At 43.2% G+C, this 24,900-nt stretch carries 20 protein-coding genes and 1 pseudogene; 3 read left to right on the forward strand and 18 right to left on the reverse strand.

What is annotated here, in order from left to right:
• Window positions 1-31: 31 nt before the first annotated feature.
• The 3 genes and pseudogenes from L5L91_RS03620 to rfaH form a co-directional block, all read right to left on the reverse strand.
• Window positions 32-583: pseudogene (locus tag L5L91_RS03620) on the reverse strand (four helix bundle protein).
• A 160-nt stretch (window positions 584-743) separates the two neighbouring features.
• Entirely contained in the window at window positions 744-3,482 is a 2,739-nt protein-coding gene (locus L5L91_RS03625) for an SLBB domain-containing protein (protein ID WP_263235700.1), read from the reverse strand.
• A 924-nt stretch (window positions 3,483-4,406) separates the two neighbouring features.
• A complete protein-coding gene (gene rfaH / locus L5L91_RS03630; protein ID WP_263162273.1) occupies window positions 4,407-4,913 on the reverse strand; it encodes a transcription/translation regulatory transformer protein RfaH in 507 nt (168 codons plus the stop codon).
• Window positions 4,914-5,386: 473 nt separating this feature from the next.
• On the opposite strand from rfaH, the gene L5L91_RS03635 reads away from it, so the two are divergent.
• A complete protein-coding gene (locus tag L5L91_RS03635) occupies window positions 5,387-6,892 on the forward strand; it encodes a peptide MFS transporter (RefSeq protein ID WP_113939478.1) in 1,506 nt (501 codons plus the stop codon).
• 104 nt (window positions 6,893-6,996) lie between these two features.
• On the opposite strand, the gene L5L91_RS03640 is transcribed toward L5L91_RS03635, so the two are convergent.
• Complete coding sequence (locus tag L5L91_RS03640) at window positions 6,997-8,100, reverse strand: response regulator (protein ID WP_263162270.1); 1,104 nt, start codon at window positions 8,098-8,100, stop codon at window positions 6,997-6,999.
• Between the two features lie 121 nt (window positions 8,101-8,221).
• The gene (locus L5L91_RS03645; protein ID WP_263162267.1) at window positions 8,222-9,004 is read right to left on the reverse strand and encodes a VacJ family lipoprotein; all 783 of its coding nucleotides are present in this window, start codon (window positions 9,002-9,004) and stop codon (window positions 8,222-8,224) included.
• Window positions 9,005-9,223: 219 nt separating this feature from the next.
• On the opposite strand from L5L91_RS03645, the gene L5L91_RS03650 reads away from it, so the two are divergent.
• Window positions 9,224-11,131, forward strand: a complete 1,908-nt coding sequence (locus L5L91_RS03650; protein WP_263162265.1) for a hypothetical protein — start codon at window positions 9,224-9,226, stop codon at window positions 11,129-11,131.
• A gap of 61 nt (window positions 11,132-11,192) precedes the next feature.
• The gene (locus L5L91_RS03655) at window positions 11,193-11,501 is read left to right on the forward strand and encodes an EscU/YscU/HrcU family type III secretion system export apparatus switch protein (RefSeq protein WP_028761167.1); all 309 of its coding nucleotides are present in this window, start codon (window positions 11,193-11,195) and stop codon (window positions 11,499-11,501) included.
• A 52-nt stretch (window positions 11,502-11,553) separates the two neighbouring features.
• On the opposite strand, the gene L5L91_RS03660 is transcribed toward L5L91_RS03655, so the two are convergent.
• From L5L91_RS03660 to flhA, 13 genes are all read right to left on the reverse strand, one after another.
• A complete protein-coding gene (locus L5L91_RS03660) occupies window positions 11,554-11,952 on the reverse strand; it encodes a DUF2802 domain-containing protein (RefSeq protein WP_028761168.1) in 399 nt (132 codons plus the stop codon).
• A gap of 230 nt (window positions 11,953-12,182) precedes the next feature.
• A complete protein-coding gene (locus tag L5L91_RS03665; protein ID WP_006082380.1) occupies window positions 12,183-12,677 on the reverse strand; it encodes a chemotaxis protein CheW in 495 nt (164 codons plus the stop codon).
• Between the two features lie 7 nt (window positions 12,678-12,684).
• Entirely contained in the window at window positions 12,685-13,680 is a 996-nt protein-coding gene (locus L5L91_RS03670; protein WP_168824448.1) for a chemotaxis protein CheW, read from the reverse strand.
• Window positions 13,664-14,455 (reverse strand): ParA family protein, encoded by a 792-nt coding sequence (locus tag L5L91_RS03675; RefSeq protein ID WP_028761170.1) that lies wholly within the window; start codon window positions 14,453-14,455, stop codon window positions 13,664-13,666. The genes L5L91_RS03670 and L5L91_RS03675 overlap by 17 nt, the downstream gene beginning before the upstream one ends.
• A gap of 70 nt (window positions 14,456-14,525) precedes the next feature.
• Window positions 14,526-15,047, reverse strand: a complete 522-nt coding sequence (locus L5L91_RS03680) for a membrane anchored protein in chemotaxis locus (RefSeq protein WP_105253086.1) — start codon at window positions 15,045-15,047, stop codon at window positions 14,526-14,528.
• 13 nt (window positions 15,048-15,060) lie between these two features.
• Window positions 15,061-16,188 carry a chemotaxis response regulator protein-glutamate methylesterase gene (locus L5L91_RS03685; RefSeq protein WP_263162261.1) on the reverse strand — a complete coding sequence of 376 codons (1,128 nt, stop codon included), beginning with the start codon at window positions 16,186-16,188 and terminating at the stop codon, window positions 15,061-15,063.
• A gap of 20 nt (window positions 16,189-16,208) precedes the next feature.
• On the reverse strand, window positions 16,209-18,458 hold the full coding sequence (locus L5L91_RS03690) for a chemotaxis protein CheA (RefSeq protein WP_263162258.1): 2,250 nt from the start codon (window positions 18,456-18,458) through the stop codon (window positions 16,209-16,211).
• Window positions 18,459-18,473: 15 nt separating this feature from the next.
• Entirely contained in the window at window positions 18,474-19,211 is a 738-nt protein-coding gene (locus L5L91_RS03695) for a protein phosphatase CheZ (RefSeq protein WP_028761174.1), read from the reverse strand.
• 13 nt (window positions 19,212-19,224) lie between these two features.
• Complete coding sequence (gene cheY / locus L5L91_RS03700; RefSeq protein WP_007649667.1) at window positions 19,225-19,608, reverse strand: chemotaxis response regulator CheY; 384 nt, start codon at window positions 19,606-19,608, stop codon at window positions 19,225-19,227.
• Between the two features lie 47 nt (window positions 19,609-19,655).
• Window positions 19,656-20,369 (reverse strand): RNA polymerase sigma factor FliA, encoded by a 714-nt coding sequence (locus tag L5L91_RS03705; protein WP_028761175.1) that lies wholly within the window; start codon window positions 20,367-20,369, stop codon window positions 19,656-19,658.
• Window positions 20,362-21,243, reverse strand: coding sequence for a MinD/ParA family protein (locus tag L5L91_RS03710; protein ID WP_006082389.1), 882 nt, complete (start codon window positions 21,241-21,243; stop codon window positions 20,362-20,364). The genes L5L91_RS03705 and L5L91_RS03710 overlap by 8 nt, the downstream gene beginning before the upstream one ends.
• Before the next feature lie 4 nt (window positions 21,244-21,247).
• Window positions 21,248-22,630 carry a flagellar biosynthesis protein FlhF gene (gene flhF, locus L5L91_RS03715; protein WP_113939473.1) on the reverse strand — a complete coding sequence of 461 codons (1,383 nt, stop codon included), beginning with the start codon at window positions 22,628-22,630 and terminating at the stop codon, window positions 21,248-21,250.
• A gap of 11 nt (window positions 22,631-22,641) precedes the next feature.
• Complete coding sequence (gene flhA, locus L5L91_RS03720; RefSeq protein WP_263235701.1) at window positions 22,642-24,741, reverse strand: flagellar biosynthesis protein FlhA; 2,100 nt, start codon at window positions 24,739-24,741, stop codon at window positions 22,642-22,644.
• Window positions 24,742-24,900 lie beyond the last annotated feature (159 nt).

Genomic DNA, 24,900 nt, shown 5'->3' on the forward strand with positions numbered 1-24,900 from the left:
TGACGTTCTGTAGCCGCAAAGCGGCGTGCGCTTATTTATTTTCTGAATTTCGACCTTTAATCGATTTGATTAACCCAGCTAGCATGGCGGATATTCTTTCAGTTTTCATTAGTAAATCATCAACATAATTTGGTTCTAAATAACCAATATCTTTACCAATCATTGCTTGCGTAATCAATTCCGCAAGCGAAGCTTTAGCAATATATAAAAACTGTATTTGCTCTTTAGCGCCATAACGTTCCATTCCTTATTCGGTACATCCATGTACCTCACCTCTTCGAGGCCGAGGCAAAAATTCACATCGTTCAAAAGTTGCTCCTGCACTTTTGTCTGCAATATTTGACGGAACAGAAAGGCCGGACCGAGTAATTTGGTCTCTGAAGCCCCAATCTCGGAGGTCTTTTGTAGCTATATAAATAGAAGATGATAATTCGTAACTAAGTTGCCAGACTTCTAGCTTTTGAAACTTCATATCCATTCCTTGGAAAGGAATGACGATTGACGGAACACGAAAGCTAAGAAGGTTAAAGGATAACGGAACGCTCGATAACAGCTCATGCGTTATCCTAACTCCTGCATCCATGCAGTCGTTCGCTTACAGATAACGGTAAAAGAAAAAAGATTCGTTTACCGTGGCCGCAACGCGGCGTGCCATTTTCCGTAAGGGCTCAGCCCGTTCGGTTATCCGCAAGTCACGTAGTGACATACTGTATCCGCAAAGCGGCGTTCCTGGCTCCTTAGTTCTACAGCCCTGCGATAACTGATACAGCAACAGCGGTGTTATAGATAATACCCGTGATCTGTGTCCAGAGACTTAGGTTATCTTTATATTCTGTATCTAATGGCACAATAATTGTATCACCCGGTTGTAACTGGTCTTCACTAGTAAACCAACTCGAACGACCAGGCATGAGTACTGAACCATTTGCTTGGATAACGTAAGTGCGGTCTTCATCAGCGCGTTTACGTGCACCACCAGACATAGCTAAATATTGGTCCAAAGTTAAGCCATCTTTAAATCTGTGAGTTGCTGGGTGCTGAACCTCTCCCATCACTGCAATGGTTTGCTTGGTCGAGGGAACATAGAGGATATCGGCATCTTCAAGCTGTATATTCGCTTGTTCAATCCCTAATGAAATTGCAGGTAAATCGACAACGAGGCGCCCTACCGCTTTGATATTTTCTAAATCGGCCAACATCAATTGCGCATCAGCATAATTGACCATAGTGCCATCCTGAGATACACCTCGTGTGGCTATATCTCGACGCAATTGATCGGCTAACTTTTTAATCTCTATTTGCTCTTGCTTACGAACAGATTCGCGCACAAATACGGCTGATGGCAAATAAGCATATTCAGTAAACCCACCCACACGAGCGATTAAATCATTTAGTGTTTCACCGCGGCGGATATTATAGCGTCCTGGGAATTTTACTTCGCCTCGGATTTCAACAACTTTAGATTCTTGCCAATCCGGAGTCGTCATCACTGTTAGCATGTCACGTCCAGTTAAACGGATATTGGCACTTTCGATTCCTTGCAAAGCTTGTGTTAAATCAAGATTATTATGCTTAATTCTCGAGCCATTGATATCGGTTGAGGTAGTGGTTAATTCAGCTCTAGCGGTATAAGCACCTTCTTTTAAACCACCTGCAGCGATCACTAAATCATTCACCCGAGCACCCACAGTCAGTGGATATACTCCGGGCTCTCTTACCTGTCCATCAATAGCAACTATTTTAATACCCGAGCCTGCTCGCCCTTGGCTATTTAATTTAACCATTACTGGGTAAAGTAACTCTTGACGACCCATCTGATTACTGAGTTTAAGTAGTTCTGTATCGTCAAATAAATTAGCCAACATTTTATTGACTACACCTTTAACAACCTCAGCCTCTTCAGACTCTTTCTTATCTGTTAGTACTACACCAGCAAGATCGGTACGTTGCGATAACTTAGTTTTATCGAGTTGAACAAAACCGGCTTTAAATAAATCTGAACCTAAAAGATTACTTGTATTTAAAGAAGTGACTTTTTCAACACGCTCTTTTACTAATTTATTTAACTCATAGCGATTCTGTATATCATCTGAAAAATTAAACAGGATGATTTTATCACGCGCATTTAAGCTAAGATCTTGGCCACTTTCTTTAGCACTAATTGCTTTCCCTGGTGAGAATTGATGCACTTCAATATCACCGTACTGATTCACTTCACGGATCACGATTGCGTAATCGAGATCAGCAGAAGCCGCTAAATCTCCCCATAGAGAAGGTAATACGTCACTCACTTTTTGACCGACAAACCATTGATATTTACCCGGACGAACAACAGCCCCGGCTATTGTGATGGCACTCTCGTATTGCTCCGACGCACTTTTTACACGAACAATGTCACCTGCTTTGGCCGGTGTATTTCGACCTTGCTCAGAGGTCAAGTCTACATTCACTATGGTTTTCAGAGATTTACTATTATAACGTTCTATTGAACTGCTTTTAGGATATGCCCCTGTATTTAACCCAGCGGCCATTGCGATAACGTCAGCCATGCTCTCATTGTGTTTTAGCTCGTAAATGGCAGGGCGTCTTACTTCGCCGGTTACGCTTACAAGGCCACCGATAGAAGGAATAAACACCACATCACCAGAATGGAGTCTTAAATCCCCCGATGCATCACCTCGCATTAACAGGTCATAAAGATCTAAAGTACCAACTAGTTTGCCATTACGTTTCAGCTGTACATTACGTAATGAACCGATCTCGTTAACACCACCAGCGACAAACAGAGCCTGAGTGATAGTTGATAAACTTGAAACCGTATACGAACCAGGTTTATAGGCATCACCGGCCACAAAAATGCGTATCGAGCGCAACTCACCCATAGTGATGTTGGACTCAATACCGATCATTTGCTCACTAATACGCTGGGATAAAGAGTCTCGGAGTTCAGAGAAACTAAGCCCCATGACAGGTATTGGACCCAGTTCAGGGAACTGAATAACCCCCTCACGGTTAATGACGAGGTCATACTCTTTATTTTCTTTACCATAAAGCTGGACTTTAATGTTATCGCCTGGACCAACGAGGTACTCTCCTGGAACAGGGACGTCTGACACAGGTGCAAATGTGCTAGGTTCACCAGCAAACATCTCATAACCGAAACGACGCAATTTTATTTTGCTGGGATCTTCAGAAAAATCTAACTCAGCTTTAGTAGCTTTTTTATCGGCATCAGACACACGAGCATTGGTGTCTCTTTCCCCTACGACTTCAGGATTTGTAACCTGAGTTTGGGCCTGAGAGCCTGAAAGCATATTAGGATCAATACCGTATTGCTTAGCAAGCCTTGCCTGTTCAGATTTAGGTAATTGCTTGAACTGCTCAATCATTTGTGGAGATGGCGTAACGGCATGAACCTGAGCGCCCATCAATATTGTGGCGCCAAGGCCTACTATGATGAATTTTTTGATTTGTTGTAACACCAGATATCTCCGATTGGGTTGAAAACAGGGTGTCGCAGAGCGACTTTTAGATTCTAAAGGCACCATAATACTATGGCTGCTAGGATCTAGAACGCTTCGCAGCGAGAGCCGACAAAGCAAGAACTGAAGAATTTACGGATAACGGAACGTTCGCGAGCTCACTTAACGCTAAGGATAAAGCTAAAAAGCAGAACGCCACCCAGTTAAAACGTCCATTACACAACTTTTATAATCTGAGATGCAGCAGTTTTTATTGCATCACAACAGGCCGCCCTAATTTCTAGCAATGAACCTGCGAGCGACCTACATAATTTTTTAATGTTGAGGTATGCAACTGGTGCGCACATCGTTGCGGGCCTAACGCCCTTCAGCGCTAACTTAACAAATGAAACTATTTATTCTTCAACCATATCCCTCTATAAATGCCAGTTCGGCATCCATGCCTCTTGCTCGAGAGCTTAACCTGCTGTTTCTCACCTTTCAGACACGCTACCGCCCATAGATTGCGGCTTCTAAATTGCCCTTCGCGATGCGAAAATTCATATTTTTCATTAACATAAAACAGTGTTACAAGAAATAGTTAAGCTCCACACTCATTCAGTTTCGCTAGTAAAATACCTTAACCATAGGATGTAAACACTTAAGATAAGAGCTTATATTCTAACTTTATGATTACAGAATCTTACTTCAAAGATTCACTACCGATAGAACATTTAATGTTCAAACGGCCATTTTTAAGATCACACCTTAACAGGTTGCATTTTAAAAATGTAACTACAAACCCTAAACAAAATCAACAAATTGATTTTTAAGTAAATATTAAACACCTTGTCACTTTGGTAGATATTTTATTAACTTCAAGAATGGCTAATATCTTACAGAATACTCAGCATTACTCCTACAAACAGGTTTGTACTTGTGCACTTAAACACAAATTCGTTCCACACTTTGCTGCGGTACAGTAACCGTCTTTATCTGCCCCATAATGTTAAAAAGAACATGGCAACGTTTGTTTGGGCATTTTTCTTGAAAAATGCCTTCGAGATCAACAAAGGGACCATCTGTAAAACGAATTTTCTCCCCCGTTTTTAGCTCTAATTCTTCGGCTAATACTGTTTGGGAAGGCGTTAGTTCTTTCATGCGAATGGCATGGATAATTCTGTCGTCAATGGGCGTCATTTTCTCTTGACAATTAACGATTCGATTCACACCACGAGTAGAATGGACCTGCCTGACACTTGTCTGACTTGGGTCAAAATTGATGAATAAGTAATTAGGAAAGAGTGGTACACGACAGACTTGTTTGCGCCCGCGCTGAGATTTCTCTTCAGAGACCATAGGCAAATACGTCTCTAAATTTTGAAGTGTTAAGTTCTGTTGTGCTCTCGCTTCACTACGAGGTTTACAATACAAAAGGTACCATGCCTTCATAAGCTAATCTCACTACCCTATAAATAAGTGACGTCCATTCACGGGTCGCAATCATAGCAAAGATGCTCAAGTCGGTGGAAGTAATTTTTCGACTATTCCAGTCTCTCGCTCGGTATGCATACAATGACGCTCACATTAACTAATTCATAATTAAAATCACAACACTATACTGCTGATAATGTCACCACTTAGCTTACCAAAATTGACTTTGGTTGCTTTTAAGGGGTATATAAGGTGGGATTTTAGCGAAAATACTCATTTTACTGCTAAACACATTACTTTTATTATAAGAACGTAACAATAACCCATACGTAACTAGCGGTTATTCAACAATTAATGAATGCTATAGCGCGAATTAATGGTTGATAAAAACCTGCAGGCGATATTGGGACGAGCAACAACCATTTTTCTGTGGTGACATCATCCTGTTTCAGGGGCCCACAGGCAATCACGAGCTTAAGGTGGAAGACTTCATGAGCGTAGCAAAACCACAAGGAACGATGCTTGGGCATCCCAAGGGATTGTTCTTGCTGTTTACAACAGAACTTTGGGAACGATTTAGTTATTATGCAATGCGTGCCATTTTGGTGCTTTATCTCGTTGATAGAGTGCAAAGTGATGGTGGACATGGCTTAGGATGGACTCAAGCTGAAGCTTTGTCACTTTACGGCACATTCACAGGTTTGGTTTACTTGACACCACTTATTGGTGGTTGGTTAGCCGATAACATACTGGGTCAACGCAAAGCCATTTATTTTGGTGGGGCATTAATGGCCGCAGGTCAATTCTTGCTTGCTGCGCCGCATAGCTGGATCCCTGGTCTAGAAACTACTGTATTTTATATTGGTCTAGGTACCCTCATTCTGGGTAACGGTTTGTTCAAGCCAAACATTTCCACTATGGTGGGCGATCTCTACGAAGAAGGCGATCACCGTCGTGATGGCGCGTTTACGATTTTCTACATGGGCATCAACTTAGGTGCTGCATTATCAGGTTTTATCGTCGCTTGGGCCTACACTAACTTCGGCCATGCTTCTATTATCGATGGTAAAGAAGTGTTTGTTAACAACTGGCAAGCGGGCTTCTTCTGTGCGGGTGTGGGGATGATTTTCTCTTTAATCATCCAATTTTTATTCGCGCAGAAATACTTAGGCGATATAGGAAGAGTGCCAGCCGCTAAGCTTGAAAAACAAAAAGCGGAAGAGAAAGGCGAAGTGCGTAAGGAACCACTGACCAAAGTCGAACGTGATCGTATTAAGGTCATCATGGTAATGGGTTTATTCACGATTATTTTCTGGGCGGGCTTTGAACAAGCGGGCGGTTTAATGAACTTGTTCACTAACGAGTTTACCGATCGTATGGTTGGCACCTTTGAAGTACCTACCACTTGGTTCCAATCGTTAAACGCTATCTTCATTGTATTATTTGCCCCTGTAATTGCTTCTATCTGGATCCGTTTAGGCAAGAATGAACCTAACTCTCCGGTGAAATTTGCACTTGGCTTGGTCTTACTCGCTATCGGCTTCCTATTTATGATAGGTGCAGTAATGCAAATGGGTGGCGATGCATCTGTTAAGTCGAGCATGTGGTGGTTAGTGGGCGCTTATTTCTTCCACACTATGGGTGAGCTCTGCTTATCGCCCATAGGCTTATCTATGGTGACTAAGCTAGCTCCACTGCGTATTGCCTCTTTGATGATGGGAGCTTGGTTCCTATTCGTTGCAGCAGCTAACAAGATTGGCGGTGTGGTAGGTTCATTCATCGGCCATGGTGGGGAGAAAGAAGAGCAACTGGCTAATGCAATGGCGATCTTCTCTGGTATTGCGATTACAGCGGCTCTGTCTGGCGTGATCCTGTATTTTATGGCTGACAAATTAGTCGATTGGATGCATGGCGCAGAAACCAAGCATCATACTGAAGCTGAAGCCTTAGAAAGCGAAATTGCAGTGACGGCTGAACATGAAGCGATAAAACGTTAATTATCTTTTTAACTGTTAAAACAAAACGCCTTACTCGCAAGAGTAAGGCGTTTTTGTTAACTCAGCTATTCGGTATACTCAATTTCGCCAAAGCGTCAAAAAAACTAAAGGCTTAACTGTAGAAAACCACCAGCAGGTAGCGTTGCATCATAGACTAAGCCCTTAAACTTGTTATCAAGTAAAGCTTGTTTATGCTCAGGCTCACTTGTCGCAATACACAACTGTTCTTGCGGTAAAATACTTCGGAACTGAATGCTCGGTTTACCCCAGTCTAACACGCCAAGCTGCAGGCTCTCAGACAGTGCTAACGGGCTTAATCCCTCGTCATTACGCAGATAACAACGCAGCCCCTTACCCGCCTGTGCAATAGCTGCACGGTACTTAGTTAGCTCAATGGCAACATAAATCATATCGGCTTTGATATCGAGACCGGATTTCACTAAACGCTCGTTCAAATAGCTCATCATGTTAAAAGGCTCAATAATGCTTTGACTCTGACCATTCCTAAAATCTTTAAGCTTTTGATTAACAAAACTTCTCAGCAGAACGCAGGCAAACGCAGCTCGATTATCCTCTGGGTACAAATGGGCCATGTACATAATCAGGTAATCACTACCTACCATAGTTGAATCAATGAAATAACTGCTTATATCGCTATTTTTATAAAGGCTATAGTCAACCTTGGCTACCGGATAACTAATATTTGAAGCGGGAAAGAGTTGTTGCTGAACTTGTTTTGCCGCAGCAACACTTTGCTCAAGCAATGCTAGATTATCACTTAATTCTTGGTGGGATAGCGCGTCAAAATCTGCGGCTTGAGTATCATCAATATAGGAACTATGAAGGCTTTGTTTAATGGCTTGTTCAATAATAAATAAATCAGATACTGGCTTAACGAGATAATCACTGGCGCCAATGCGTAAGGCTTCTACGACGTCAGCCATGACATTATTACCCGAGATCACAATAGAAGGCACTAAAGGTGCTAACCTTGTCATTTCCTTAAGCATATCGAGTCCACCGAGCTTAGGCATACTCAAGTCTGCAAGAACAATATCGAAGCGCTGCGATTTAAAAACTGACAATCCTTGTTCACCATCACAGGCTTGTGTGACTTGCGCGCCTCTGCTATCGAGAAAGCTTGCAACAATCTGCCTAAACACGGGGTCATCTTCAACTAAAAGAACCGCAACACCATTTAACGCCATAAAGGTTCCCGAATAAAGTTCATCGCATAGCCATTACTTAAGTGAATATGCCAATAACAAAATTTAACAAGGCTAGCATTTGATGACTAAAGACAAATGCTGTCAAGTACGGCCAATAGGGTTACTCAAGCTCCTGCATATACTGATCGAGCAACTCATCATCTTGCTTTTGAGGGACATTACCATCATAGACTTTATAGTCCATGTGCTGTAAATATGCATCTTTGACAAAGGCATAAGGATCGAGTGCATTATCAACAAGTCGCTCTTGATCGATTGCTGATGCTCTAGAATGAAGGTTTTTAAGTCCCCATTTAACAATGGATTGCCACATTGTTAACTCAGACAATGGGAAGTATAGACCATCAACCCAATCAGACGCGAGTTCTCGCACAACATAAGGCCCCGCAAATGGCGCCATGAAGTAAGGTCCATTAGGCACCCCATAATAACCCAGCACTTCATTAAACTCATCTTGCTTGCGGCTCATACCCATCATGTCAGCGACATCAATGACACCTAATAAGCCGACAGTAGAATTGATTGTAAAGCGTCCACCAGCATTAGCTGCCCAGCCCCACTTACCCTGCAGCACATTGTTTACTAAGCTGCTAGGTTCCTCTAAATTCTGCACAAAGTTATTGATACCTGTTTTAGCAGGCGTAGGAATATAATCGTTATAACCATGGGCTACAGGACGATATAAATATCTATCTAGGTAGAGATAGTTGAAGTCCCACATAGCTCGGTTAAAGCCTTCGAACGGATCGCGGGGATCATCATAGGTAATTTGTACCTTAGCAGGTGTTTCCTGCTGAATGGTATCTGGTAGGGATACTTCAGCCGATTGCACTTTAGGCAACAGCATTAACCCCAAAGATAATCCCATCCATTTTAACTTCATATCGCTCTCTTAATATAAATGTACAGTTTAGACATCAAATTTTCGCTAAAGTGACAATACAAAAATGACGATATAAAGATAATTCGTCTTAGTGGCATACTATCCAGTATGACAGTTCCTTTGTCACAAGGCGCATAAGCATACTTGGCAAAAAAAATTGGTCAATTGTTAATTTTACTAAACGAATGTATCGCAGGATAAACTATATAAGGTCATTAAATGGAGTCGATTCCACTTGTCAGCAGTCAAAATTCGCAGTTACACACTGCGATGGCCCACACTGATGCCCTCAATGCTACTCCACGCCCCATTCCAGCTCAGGTACAAACATCACCTGAGGGAGATAGTATTATTCTAAACGGTACAGAATATAATTTAAAGCTAGTTAATGCTCAACAGCGGCAAATATTGTTGACTGCTAATAGCTTTTTAGTCACGCCCAATGCGCAGAACAGCTCAACTCCAACTACGATAGTGCAAAACTCCGCTAGCCAACTGCTTGCCTTAGCTACACCTCTCGTACTGAAAATTCCTGAGGCAGTGATCAATCTGGCACAACAAAATGGCATATCTCAGACGCAGCTTTCAGCGCTCGCGGCTCGCACACAGGGCTATCCATTACCCAACGTCACTATAGTTAACAAGGAGTTTCAATTTGCTAATGGTACCGTTGTAGCACAAGATCCTGGACCCCAGCTTAATCAAGGTGAATTCATCGCGAAAATAGCCTTTCAACAAGGGCGCCCTATTTTATTACTCACCCCAATACAGAGCAAACTCGAAATCATAATTGGGACGCCAGTAAATGAAACTCAGGTTCCCACAAATAAACCATCTTCTGATCTTGTGATCGCGAAAATTGAACCAGCCCAGATAATTGCCTCCTTTCTAAAAAAACTCGAAAATATCAACTTTTTACCTGAATCCACAAAACAAATTGTCACGGCCAAAGTCGATATAATGCAGCTTCAAAGTAAAGTAGATGTTCCATCAGCGCCTACTGCGACTGGCTCACAGAATATCTCTAACGCGCAAGTCATAACGTCAACAACTAAAGACTTAGGTCAGATCAGCACCCAAAACTCAGCCCTTGAAAATCGGCTTGTGGGTCAATCACCAACATCACAAATGGGTGAAAACGTAAATAGCAAAAACGGATTATCTCAAGGCTCAAAAACGTCACAAGAAATCCTAAGTGTGAGTCCTACAGACATAAACAAACTTAATAATATTTTAGGATCCAGCAGCCAAAAGAGTGAACAACAAGACAATGATGCTAAGACTGATACTTCGGTAAAAGTGGCTGATATCTTACAAAAAGCGTTCAATAAAGCGGGGGCACTTCCTATTGAGTTATCTCGTTCTAATAGCAGCTCGAATTTAGCATCTGAGTTATTGAAACACCTACCGCATTTAGGGCTACCACCACTAAGCCAATTGAATGATATCGATGAGCTCAAAGCCAATATTCTCGGTCTAGCGAGTCTAAATCTTGCTACGCCTCAATCAAATCAAGCCTCTATGCTCATGAATGGGAGTGCAATTACCTCACTTTTTCAGCTGCTACTTGGCTTTAAAGCCAATAACAATTCGAATTCCATGAGCAAAAAGCTTGCCGACTACCTTGAACAGTTACAAGCTAAAGTGGGCTTCTCCACTAAACTTCTTGGGCAACTGAGCAAAGCAGGAGGCCTTGATAGCATGGGACTATTAGCCTCTAACCTGCATTTATACCAACAGGCAAGTAATGAGAGCGCTGGCAATTTGGTCTGGTTCTTCGCCCTTCCCTATAGCATTAACCAACGACAGGAGCAACTGGAAGGGAAATTTGAGCAAGAAGCCGATCCTGATGATCCAGATAAAAAAATGGGATGGCGTTTACAACTGAAGTTTAATCTAGCACAAGGACCTCTGCTGATTTCAGCCCAAAACCACAATCAACACTTAGATATCCAGTTTAAAGGCAATAGTCAGATACTACTTAATAAGGTTAATAACTTTTTAACGCCCTTAAGCCAAAAACTATCACAACTGGGTTTTACGCCTGGTGAACTATCAACTCAAATAGCGCAAGTACCAGCAACCTTATTACCTGGTGATCATTTCCTCGTAAAGACAAAAGCTTAATGAGTGACAATGTTCCAACACTAATATTGAGTTCATTATACAAAACATTGGAAATAACGATATGAGCGAAGAGAGTGAACCTAAACAAGCTGTCGCACTGAGCTACGATGGCCGTAACGCTCCTAAAATAGTCGCGACTGGTGAAGGGCTTATCGCAGAAGAAATTATTGCCTTAGCTAAGGCTAACGGCGTTTATATCCATCAAGATCCCCATCTGAGCCATTTTTTGCAATTGCTAGAGTTAGGAGAGGAAATTCCCAAGGAGCTTTACCTGCTTATCGCCGAACTGATTGCATTTGTGTATATGCTCGACGGTAAATTTCCTGAGCAATGGAATAATATGCATAAAAAAATTGTCGAGAAGGCATAAAATAAAAAGCTAATTCAGAAAAATTAGCTTTTAGTGTTCAATTGGCTACCGATTACTTACGATGCAGACGGATCAACAGCTCGGCTTCAGCTTTAGGTAATTCGCATTCCTTAATCAATTCGTCGACGCCAGCACCAAGCGCGACCATCTTCATGGCTCGAGTATAAAGTTTTGCCTGTGGATCCTGTTGAGTCGTCTCTTCAATTCGTTCAGACTGTTGCAATATGCGTTTCTCTAATTCAATAACACGACGGCCTACACCGATTGTGCCACTGCGTAATTCTTGCAATTCGCGTTTAAAAGACTCTCGCTGCCGATCGCCCTCTTTAACTAACACAGTCAATGCCTCAACTTTGCTTCTTAATTTACTCAATTGCTTTTGTAAAAAGAGTACTAACCCTAAGCATGCGATGACATAGACTAACGCTGCGATCAAAAATTCATCGCCCATCAAAAATCCTTATACTCACTCAAAGCCATAGATTAGGAGCTGGCTTACAATTGAGTTATCTATTCCAAAGTGCTCACTTAACGTCACCAATATAATTGGCCATTGTTCAAGCTATAATAAAAAGACTTCGTCTATCCATAAATCGTAAATACTCAACATCATCGATTTATTCGCAAATAAACAAAATGGCTGAATGAATTCTAATCATTCAGCCTTATCACACTCATTGATTAGATCTGAGTCAACTCAGCCCATTCTTCATCGGACAATAATTTGTCGAGATCAACTAAGATAAGTAATTCATTGTCGCGATTGCTCACGCCTTGAATAAACTTAGCACTCTCTTCCGTTCCAACATTAGGCGCATTGTCAATTTCAGAGCGGCGCAAATAAACCACTTCTGCAACACTATCAACTAAGATACCAATGACCTGCTTTTCAGCTTCGATGATAACGATTCGGGTTGAATCATCAACTTCAGCAGACTGCAATCCAAAACGTGAGCGGGTATCAATTACAGTGACAACATTACCACGTAAGTTAATGATGCCTAGAACATAATAGGGGGCACCAGGTACGGGGGCAATTTCAGTATAACGCAGCACTTCCTGCACTTGCATTACGTTGATACCGTAAGTTTCATGGTCCAACTTAAAGGTAACCCATTGTAATACTGCATCATCTTTACTTGCAGCGACTGCTGCTACATTTCTTGTATCTTTCATGTTTACCTCAACCAATTGAGTCCTGACAACCTAAACCCGCATTAAGCATTTCAACTAAGGCTTGTACGTGCAAAATGCCACACATCTGTTCTTTCACTACACCCGCTAACCAAGGGCGTTTACCCGCTTGACTACGCCAGTTGACTTGCGATTTATTAATTTTTACCGCATTGACCAAGGACTCACAAGTCAATCCCCAGTTACTGCCTTCTAATAATACAAGATATTGATAATTTACTGATTGCGCCAGTTTATCTGTGTATTTTTCTGGCATAACCCACGCACAAGTATCAACAATGTTCAATTGCTCCTCCCTATGCGTCTGTACACCAAGAAACCATGCGGGTCGACCAAAGATGTGGTTTATCCGCTCAACTTTTACTATTCCGCCTAAACTCACCAAAGGCACAGCCAATGTCAGCCCTGCTACTTTAAAGAATAGTACCTGAAACTCATCATCGAGCACTTCTTGCAAATCTTTTGTCACACTAGGAGGCGTAATGCCAACTTGTGTTTCTGGCACAACCACTGGCTCAACGATTTCATCAACAACGGTTTCATTAACAACAGGCTGAGCTTGTGGTACTTCTACCACAACAGGTTGAACATCAATAGGTGGCGCTATCTCTACTGAAGGTGGTATCGGTTCTAACCTTGCAGTCTTTAGTACTGGCGCTAGTAATTTCTCTAACGCTTGCTTATTCACTTGAGCTACAACCTGGCTTACCGGAGCAACAAACTCATGTTGTCTTGGCGCCGCTTTTGGCTGCAACTGCGCAGTAGGCGTTATGGCCTTCTCTACATTCTGCGGTGCGGCAGTGCGACCATTTTCAGCCAAAATTGCCGCATCGAGCAATGCTGCCTCCGTTTGATTAACGGCAACATTTTGATTTGAGTCTGCTTTTACAATGCTTTGAGGGGAAACAATCTGGTTTGGACTGTCGTCTTCCTGCAGCAATAATGCGAAAAAATCAAAAACAGTTTCATCAACCGATTTTGACATGGCCAAACTCCCCAACTAATAAGAAATCTAATAATCTTTCATAGGCTTTAACGCCGCGGCAACCACTCGCATAATGCGATGCTGGTAAATGTGCCAAACTGGCATCTCTAAACTTAGTGTCTACTGGAATAACGTCTTTCCACAAAGTATCACTGTATTCGGCACCAAGAACTTGCAAAGCCGCAGGTGATGCTTTGGTGCGTTTATCATACATGGTAGGCACAACAGTGTAACTGTAGCGCGTCTTCTTAGATCGCCCCATTAACTCCATTGTTTTAATCATCCGCTCTAGCCCTTTAATGGCAAGAAACTCCGTCTGCACAGGAATAATGATATGCTGACTTGCCGCAAGCGCATTGACCATTAATACCCCGAGTACGGGTGGGCAATCAACGATAGCAACATCATAATCATCAGCAACCAGTGCTAATAAATTACGTAGTACTAATCCCATTCCCTCTTGATGACCTAAGGCTCTGTCTAAGGTAGCCAATGCCATAGTTGCAGGTAATAAATCCAAACCATCGACTAAGGTTGGCACTACATGGGATAAAACGAGTTCCTTAGAAAGGTTTTTATGGGCAAGAAAAACATCAAACAACGAGCCTGGAACCTCTTCAGAATCAATACCTAAGTAATAACCTAACGAAGCATGTGGATCGGTATCTATCATAAGAACACGCTTGCCACGCTTAGCTAATGTTCCCGCTAAACTCGCTACCGTCGTGGTTTTACCTACGCCACCTTTTTGATTCGCTATGGTCCAGACTTTCAAGAAGTGACCCCTACCTATACTGGTTAATATGCTAATGAACTAGAAAATTGTGAGTTCACAAATTCTAAAATTACTGCTCTTTTCTGGTCGTGACTCGAATGCCGCCATTGGGCAAACTAATCACTTTGACACCATCGGCATTCTCAGATATCACCACTGGCAGCATCTCTGCATTTTGGGGGGCAATTGTCTGAGAAACAGCTTTAACCTCTTTTTCTGGCGCTTGAAGCTGTTTAGGAATAGAGGATTCCAGATTAGTTTTTTCCTTCGCCGTATCTATTTCAGTATCTGGTTTGCCCAGCAAAGGCGGAATGCTATTTTGTACCGGCTCAGGACCAATCGCTACAGCCTTCTGCTCACCAGGAGCCGCTAATTGCAACATTGCTTTAGTCTGATCGGGATGAGACGCTAACCAAGTTGCAATGGCCTCAGCCTGTTCGTCAGGTACCATTAACAGCACCTGAGTCGATTCCAAACGTTTTACATCCGCCTGCAGTAAACTATTCTTACGCTTGTAATCAAGGCTTAAGGCACCAAGAACCAAAATGGCTATGCCCATCAACAAGATGATGAGCACACTATTTGTGCTCATCGGATATTGATTTTTAGACACGAACAGACTCTTTTAAAATACATTCGGCCATGTTGTCTAAGGCTATCGACTGGGTGGCAATCCCTGCACTCGCAACGGCTTGTGGCATACCATAAACCACACAACTGGCTTCATCTTGCGCCCAAATGGTAGCGCCTACAGCTTTCAACATACGTGCGCCTTCTCTGCCATCCGCCCCCATGCCAGTTAATACAACAGCAAGCACATCACCACTAAAGGCTTTAGAAGCAGAAGCAAAGGTGATATCCACACAGGGCTTATAATTCATATCAGCACTGCCTGCGATAACTTTTAATCGGCCACTTGCTCCAGTACGTTCAACCATCATTTGCATACCACCCGGCGCTAAATATGCACAACCCGGTTTAAGAAGATCGCCATTAGCGGCCTCTTTTACTTCAATCTTACATAAGCCATTTAAACGACTCGCAAATGCAGGGGTAAAGGCAGCAGGCATATGCTGGATTAATAAAATGGGATGCGGATAGTTTGCCGGAAACTGCGTGAGTATTTTTTGCAGCGCAACCGGACCACCAGTAGATGTACCGATCAGCAATAATTTATACTGCTTACCACTTGCACGAATCGTCGTTGCCATTGACGTTCTAACAGGAGCTGCGACAGGCGTATGAGCCGATATACTCGTTGTACCTAAAACGCTACCTGTTGGACGCACACTAGGTGTTGGCGCAACCACAGGACGTGCAATCGGACGAAACATTCTGCGTCGTCCCAATGCCTTAACTCTTTGTTGCAACAATAAAATGGCATCATCTTTGTTGGTCGCAATATCTTCAAAACGTTTAGGTAGAAAATCTAATGCACCAGCATCTAAAGCGTCTAACGTTGCTTTAGCGCCATCATGGGTTAAAGAAGAAAACATCAAGATCGGAGTCGGACACTTAGCCATGATTTCACGAACAGCAGTAATACCATCCATGACAGGCATCTCAATATCCATAGTGATAACTTGGGGATTAAGCTCAGCAGCCAACTTCACCGCTTCGGCCCCATTTGAGGCCGTCGCGATAACTTCCAGTTCAGGATCTTGATTGACTATTTCACTAACACGTCGTCTGAAAAAACTTGAGTCATCAACGACTAATACTTTAATGGCCATTCCATTCCTTAGCTTGGAAACTAATTCTTACTTTTCGCATAATGCTTTAGCAATCCAGGAACATCTAAGATCAGTGCAATACCACCATCCGATGTAATTGTCGCACCAGCCATCCCAGGTGTGCCATGTAACATAGCGCCAAGAGGCTTAATAACGACCTCTTCTTGTCCTATTAAGGCATCCACTACAAAACCAATTTGCATCATGCCTAATTGCACGATAACCACATGACCATGCTTTTTATCGCCATGTTTAAAGGTCGTTTTGTTTCTATGTAGCCAGTGTTCCAAATAGAACAAAGGTACGGCCTTATTACGCACTATGACAGTCAATTGCCCATCAACAATATTGGTTTTTGTGAGATCGAGATGGAAAATCTCATTCACGCTAGATAGAGGTAATGCGAACACTTGTTTAGCGACATCGACCATTAAGGTTGGCATAATCGCCAGTGTTAGCGGTACTTTAATCTCAAGTATCGTTCCCTTACCTTTCATGGAATCAATATGTACAGTGCCATTCAGCTGGGTGATACGAGTTTTTACCACGTCCATCCCAACACCACGGCCTGAAATATCTGAAATCTCAACTTTAGTTGAAAAACCTGGTGCAAAAATCAAATTATAGGCTTCGCTGTCTGTCATCCGCGAAGCAGAATCTTCATCGAGCACACCACGGTTTATGGCAATTTTTTTGAGTTTTTCAGGATCCATGCCTGCGCCATCGTCTTCGATTTTCAGCAGTATATGGTCGCCTTCCTGACTTGCAGATAAGGTAATCGTTCCCGTTCTTGGCTTACCACTAGCTTCACGCTCATTTGGCATCTCGATACCATGGTCCACAGAGTTACGCACTAAGTGGACGAGTGGATCGGCAAGCGCTTCAACGAGGTTTTTATCTAAGTCAGTTTCTTCACCGACCATGATCAAATCAATTTCTTTGTTTAGTGTACGAGCAAGATCACGTACCACCCGAGGGAAACGACCAAACACTTTCTTGATCGGTTGCATACGGGTTTTCATCACAGCGCCTTGCAAATCGGCAGTAACGAGATCTAAGTTCGCGAGAGCTTTCGACATCTCCTCATCATCACGGCTGATGCCTAAGCTCACCAATCGATTACGCACTAACACTAACTCACCCACCATATTCATGATCTGGTCGAGTCGTGCGGTATCTACACGTACTGTTGTTTCACCCTGAGGCACATTCGCAGAGCTAGCCTTAGCAGGTGCTTTATCGACAACCGCAATTTCCACCTTAGGTTTTGCAGCAACGACTGGAGCAGGAGCTGGTACTGCGGCTTTAACTGGCGCAGGAGCATGTGGTGCAGCAGTAGGTGCTACAGTCGAAATGGGTGTCGTAGGCGTTTTAACTTCGGCTTTCGCAGGTGCTCCGCCTTTCCCATGGAGTTCATCGAGTAATCGTTCAAACTCATCATCGGTAATTTCATCAGCATCTACAATCGGTTGAGGCGCAGGTGTTGCCACAACCTTAGGCTTAACAGGCACTTCAGCCTCAGCTTTAAATTTACCTGAGCCATGAAGTTCATCCAGTAACGCCTCGAACTCATCATCAGTGATGTCATCACCTGATGTTGAAGGTGTTTTAATTGGTGCAGCAGGCTTTGCAGCAACTGGTTCAGATACAAATGTGGTAGCAGCGACCGCAGGTCCCTTTCCTGAACCATGAAGCGCATCCAATAAAGCTTCAAATTCAGCATCATTGATATCATCGATACTTGAAGACGTATTTTCAATGGAAGATGAGTTATCACTTATATCAGCAGGGATTTCTTGAGGGGTAGGAGTATCAATAATGACTTCAACAACAGGTTCTGGCTCTGCAACCTTGGCAGAAGCGACTTCAGATGGCAAAGGCGCACCTGAACTGAGCATTTTAAGTCTCGCTAACAAACTTGAATCGGCGGGATCTTGTTGCTCGCCCTGCTGGGTTTGCGCAAACATGGTATTAATTGCATCAACAGCCTGCAAAATAATATCCATCAACTCTGCGTTAACGCTACGCTTGCCTGTCCGCAATAAATCGAAGGTATTCTCAGCCTCATGACAAACATCAACCATGGGAGTTAAGCTAAGAAAGCCAGCACCACCTTTAACGGTATGAAAACCACGGAAAATGGCGTTCAGCAAGTTAGTATCATCAGGATTATTTTCAAGCGCAACGAGTTGCTCTTGCAGAAGCTCTAAAATTTCACCGGCTTCGATTAAAAAGTCCTGGAGTATCTCTTCATCTACATCAAAGGCCATCAAATTGACTCCCAGTTAGAAACCCAGACTCGATAGAAGATCATCCACTTCGTCTTGACCCGTTACCACATCTTGACGAAGCTCGGCATTCATTATCGGGCCTTCTGCTTCAATATTATTTTTCTGAGCAATCTGACTTTCAATCATAGGTTGCTCACCAAATACCGTCAGCATAGAAACCAGATTACTTTCTACTTCCATTACTAGATCAATAACACGACGTATTATTTGTCCTGTTAAGTCTTGAAAATCTTGCGCCATCAAAATTTGATTAAGCAATTCACGTAATCGAGTCGAGTCATTTGCACTACGAGACATAAGGTCTTGTACATCGTGACAAAGGCCCTTAAATTCAGTCAGCGCTATCTCGCGTCGCATTAATCTGTCCCAAGATGGCATGACATTTTGAATATTTACGGTCACGGCATTAGCCAAAGGTAAACATTCTTCAACCGCATCCATGGTTTTATTTGCAGCTTGTTCGGTCATGTCAATAACGTAATTTAAACGTTGCTTGGCATCGGGGATCTCTGTATTGGCTAATTCAGCAAGACGATTATCAACTTGAAAATCCATCAGCGCACTATGAAGTTGCCGAGTTAATTTACCTACTTCTTCGAATAATTCTCGTTGCAGTGGAGCAGCAAGCTCCCGAAATAAATCATCTGCCTGACTTTGCTCACCTGCACTTAATAATTCAACTAAATGCTGAGCTTGCTCGAGCGTGATGAGCCCTGATGTTTGTGACTTCATAGCTCATCCTTGCTCAAGCGAGTCGTTCGAATATTTTATCTAACTTCTCTTTCAGCGTTGCAGCGGTAAAAGGCTTAACCACATAACCATTCACTCCCGCTTGAGCGGCAGCAATAATCTGTTCACGTTTTGCTTCAGCAGTTACCATTAATACGGGTAAATGCTTTAGCGAATCATCAGCGCGAATTGCTTTTAACAGATCGATTCCTTGCATACCAGGCATATTCCAATCTGTAACAACAAAATCAAAATCCCCCTTTTGCAACATCGGCAGGGCTGTTGAGCCATCGTCTGCTTCTTGGGTGTTATTAAACCCCAAGTCTCGCAACAAGTTCTTGATGATACGCCTCATTGTCGAAAAATCGTCAACAATGAGAATCTTCATATTCTTGTCCAAGGTTTCCTCCGGTGAGCTGACATTCTGTGCTCGATTAATAATTATACTTATGTCCAGTGCTTGAGTTTAGCTTTCAATCGCAACATTGCCTGACTTAATATCTGGCTAACCCGCGATTCACTGACTTCAAGAATGGCGCCAATCTCTTTTAAATTCAATGCTTCATCGTAGTACAGGGATAACACTAATGCATCTCTTTCAGGCAATAATTTAATTGCCTCAACCAGAGCAGAATGAAATTGGTTCTCAGCTAATGCTTCAAATGAATCATCATCGGACCGATCACTCACTGTAAGTATATCCTGAGATACGCCTAAATCTTCTATCCCTATGATTTTTCCGACAGAAACATCGTTAAGAATATGATGGTACTCATCGAGCGTCATATCAAGTTTTTCTGCAATTTCTGTGTCGCGTGCATCACGGCCCAGTTCTTGCTCTAACTCATCAATAGCGTGTGCAACCTTACGATTGTTACGATGAACGGAACGAGGGACCCAGTCGCCACGACGAATTTCATCTAACATGGCTCCACGTATGCGTATGCCGGCGAAGGTTTCAAATTTCGCACCCTTGCCACCATCAAACTTGGATGATGCTTCTAGTAACCCCATCATCCCAGCTTGGAGTAAATCATCTAACTGCACAGATGCAGGTAGTCTGGCGAGTAAATGATGCGCAATTCTTTTAACCAACGGAGCATACTGTTCAACGATCGACGATTTATTGTCTAAACAAGTATACGCAGCGGCTTTATTCACTCGTTTTTTCCTCTTGAAAATCTGGTCGTTGTACTAAACGCTCAACGAAAAACTCCAAATGCCCACCAGGTTGCTGCGGCACAGGCCAGCTCAAAATTTTATTTGCCAATCCTTGATAAGCAATTGCCGCTGGTGATTTAGGATAAGCTTCAACCACCAATTTTTGTTTACGAACAGATTTACGTAAGTTTTCGTCAAATGGAATCGTGGCGACTAATTCAAGTGCAACATCTAAAAATCTGTCGGTCACTTTACTGAGTTTAGCAAATAATTCCATACCTTCGCGTAAACTACGCACCATATTGGCAACTATTTTAAAACGGAACACGCCATGCTCACGGCTGAGAATTTTAATCAGGGCGTAGGCATCGGTAATCGAAGTGGGTTCATCACAAACAACGACTAGCACATCCTGCGAAGCACGTGAGAAACTGAGCACCATATCTGAGATCCCAGCAGCAGTATCTACGACTAGAATATCAAACTGAGTCCGCATCTCACTAAATGCACGGATTAATCCAGCATGTTGCGCCGGGCTTAATTCCACCATCCCCTGTGTTCCAGAGGTGGCTGGTACTATGCCTATCCCCTTTGGACCACGAACGATAATATCGTCAAGCTCTGCATCACCAGAGAGAACATGGGAGAGGTTACGCTCGGCACGAATACCCAGCATGACGTCGACGTTTGCTAAGCCAAGGTCAGCGTCAAGTACCAAGACACGCTTGCCTTTTTCGGCTAATGCCACAGCAGTATTAATAGAAACGCTGGTTTTACCCACGCCTCCTTTACCACCAGTGACCGCGATTACTTTCACTTTTTCGTTATAGGGTTGATTCATCATACGTAAACCACTTGCTTGATCCAGGGTCATAAATCTACTCAAATGCACAGGCCATATTATCTGACCACGCTGTGTCTTGTAATGATTGTTGTTCTGTACTATCTAACGCTGCGAGTGCCTGCTGGGCTAAATCTAGGGTATCCGCAACTTTCATATCTTCAGGAACTCTTTGTCCATCAGTAATATAACTTAATGGTAATCCGTTTTGGATCAACACACTTAATGCCCCTGCTAACGACACAGATTCATCGAGTTTTGTGAGAACGACACCAGATAGGGGAATGCGTTTAAAATGATTGACTGCATCTTGCAGCACACGGCGCTGCCCTGTCGCAGACAGTACCAGATAACTGCGGATAGGTATCCTGCTATTTGCAGTTAAATTATCAAGTTGCTGGTAAAGGCGCATATCTCGCTGTCCCATGCCAGCCGTATCTATCAATACTAGCTTGCGATTCCTAAACTGATAGAGAATTTGCTCTAATTCATTTAGATCATGAGCTTGCTTTACTGGGCAGCCCATTATTTTGCCATAAGTTGCTAATTGCTCATAGGCTCCGATGCGATAATGATCTGTGGTAATTAAAGCAACATGTTCAGCACCATGATGTGCCGCAAAACGGGCAGCAAGTTTAGCTAATGACGTTGTTTTACCAACCCCAGTAGGACCAACTAATGCAACCACTCCGCCCTGCTTAACAATGTCATCGCCCTGATTATCAAGCATATTAGCAAGACTTTGTGGTAATGCTCTGACTAATTCAGCCGGCGTATAATGCTGGCTCAGCGCGGCTAATTTATTCGCAACCGCAGGGGAGAATTCAGCCTCAAGCAATTTGGCTTCGAGCATAGCACCGACGGGATCGATGCGTTTTTTATGTTCCGTCATCAAGGAGGATACTTGATGTGTCAGTAAATTACGCAGTGATGCTAATTCATCACGCATAGCTTCAATATCAGCACTTTGTTTCTGTGATGTTTGTGGCTTTTTATCAAACGAGGAAGGCACTTCACGACGTTCTGGTTTCACAGCTGTAGGGGCTTGTAAGCCCTTAGCCCATGCAGGTAACTCGGCATCAACTTGCTGATGTGACATTTGTTGATTCAAACGGCTTTGCTGCTTCTCAAGTAAGGCTTGTAATGAGTCTGCAGGTGCCGCTGGCTTAGCGCGAGTTTCTACACGGACTGGCTGCTTAGCACCTAGGGACACGAGATCGTCGCTCACGTCCATAAAGGTCGGTGCTGGCGCAGTGGCTGCAGTTTTCGCTTTAGGTTCGTCATAGTCAACGGCAGCGACAATTTCGATGCCACCGTTCACTTTTTTATTTGACATAATGACGGCATCTGAGCCGAGTGTTTCTTTCACTTGGGCCAGTGCGGCGCGCATGTCTTTGGCAAAAAATCGTTTAATCTTCACTTATGCGTCCTCTACTGGCCGACTGCAGATACGATACGTATTTGCTTCTCATCAGGTATTTCTTGATATGAAATGACTCTGAGATTAGGAATAGTATGTTTAACAAAGCGTGACAGCGTCGCGCGTAACATACCTGACGTCAACAATATGGCGGGTTGTCCGACCATTTCTTGCTTCTGAGCCGCATCGGCAAGGGACTGCTGCATGCGTTCTGCAAGACCGGGTTCAATATTAGGACCATCACCACCGGTTGCTTGCATTGACTGATGCAACATCTGTTCCAACTCTGGCGCCAAAGTAATGACGGGGATTTCGAGCTCTGGGCCTGAGATTTCCTGAACTATCATACGTTTCAAAGCGATACGTACAGCGGCAGTCAAGACTTCAGTGTCATTGCTCTTAGTGCCATATTCTAACAAAGTTTGCACTATAGTACGCAAGTCTCTAACTGAAACCCCTTCATTTAATAGGTTCTGCATCACTTTTACGACATGTCCTAGTAGCATGATATCTGGAATAAAGCCATCAACCAGCTTAGGTGAGTGTTTCGCAAGCATATCCATCAGTTGTTGCACTTCTTCGTAACCTAACAACTTAGCAGCATTATTTGTGAGTAATTGACTAATATGAGTTGCAACAACCGTCGCAGCATCGACGACGGTATAACCTAGTGTTTGTGCGTGCTCACGTAACTCAGGGGCGATCCATACCGCTTCCAGGCCAAAGGCGGGATCGCGCGTTTCGATACCATCGAGTTTGCCATAGACTTGACCAGGGTTGATCGCCAATTCGCAATCATGACGAATATCTGCCTCTCCGACGACGACGCCCATTAATGAAATGCGATACGCATTAGGTGATAAATCTAAGTTATCGCGAATATGCACCGCGGGCACTAAGAATCCTAATTCCTGAGACAACTTTTTACGCACGCCTTTAATGCGGCTTAGTAACTCGCCACCTTGGCCCTTGTCTACCAGAGGGATCAAACGATATCCAACCTCAAGACCAATAGTATCCACATGATGTACATCGTCCCAACCTAGCTCTTTAGGCTCTTTATCTTGTCTTTCTATTGGACCCGATTTCACTTGTTCTAGCGCTTTAAGACGTTTGTTTTCATTTCGTTTATAAACAAAATAAGCTGCACCAGCAGTCATAAAGGCAAAGCTTAAAAACGCCATGTGCGGCATACCAGGAACAATACCCATTACAAACAGGACTCCGGCGGCGATACCCAATGACTTATGACTGTCAAACATCTGACTCATCATCATTTGGCCCATATCACCTGACTCGTTTTGACGAGTCACCATCAAGGCTGCGGCGATTGACAATAATAGACCAGGGATCTGCGCCACTAAACCATCACCGATAGTCAGTAAGGTATAAATTTCAACCGCTTCAGAGAAACTTAAGCCATGCTGCACAATCCCTATGATGAAACCACCTACGATGTTGATCACTAAGATCATGATACCGGCAATCGCATCCCCTTTAACGAATTTGGACGCACCGTCCATCGCACCATAGAAATCGGCTTCACGGGTCACTTCGGCACGGCGTATTCTCGCTTGATCTTGGTTTAAGGTTCCAGCATTTAAGTCAGCATCGATTGCCATTTGCTTACCAGGCATAGCATCCAAGGTAAAGCGGGCACTGACTTCTGCGATACGACCAGCACCTTTAGTCACCACCGCAAAGTTGATGATAATCAAAATGATAAATACCACTAGACCAACGGCATAGTTACCACCGATCACCACAGAACCGAAGGCTTCAATCACCTTACCCGCGGCATCACCGCCATTATGACCCTCAAGTAAAACCACACGAGTAGAGGCAACGTTGAGCGCAAGACGTAATAATGTCGCCACCAGTAACACAGTTGGGAAGGCAGCAAAATCTAAGGGTCTATCTGTATAAATGGCCACCAGTAATACGATGAGAGCTAACGCAATGTTGAATGAAAAGAGTATGTCTAATAGAAATGGAGGGATAGGTAAAACAATCATGGCCAATGCAGCAAGCACAACCACCGGCGTGCCAATGCCTTTAAAAGTGCTGAGCCTAATTTGTTTTACTTGACCAAGAGTCGCTTTAACATCCATTCGCTATAACCTAAACTTTGACGTGTAATAGCATGAAGCAAAAAACGCGCCAACAAGATTAAAGCCATTAATGAAGGAAAGATATGTACTGTGACTGATTGATATACATAAAATTAGCCATAAAAAAACAAATGAACTTGACATCATCAGCTTTACCAA

It is taken from the genome of Shewanella sp. SM55 (assembly GCF_025654025.1).
Taxonomy (GTDB): Bacteria; Pseudomonadota; Gammaproteobacteria; order Enterobacterales; family Shewanellaceae; genus Shewanella; species Shewanella oncorhynchi.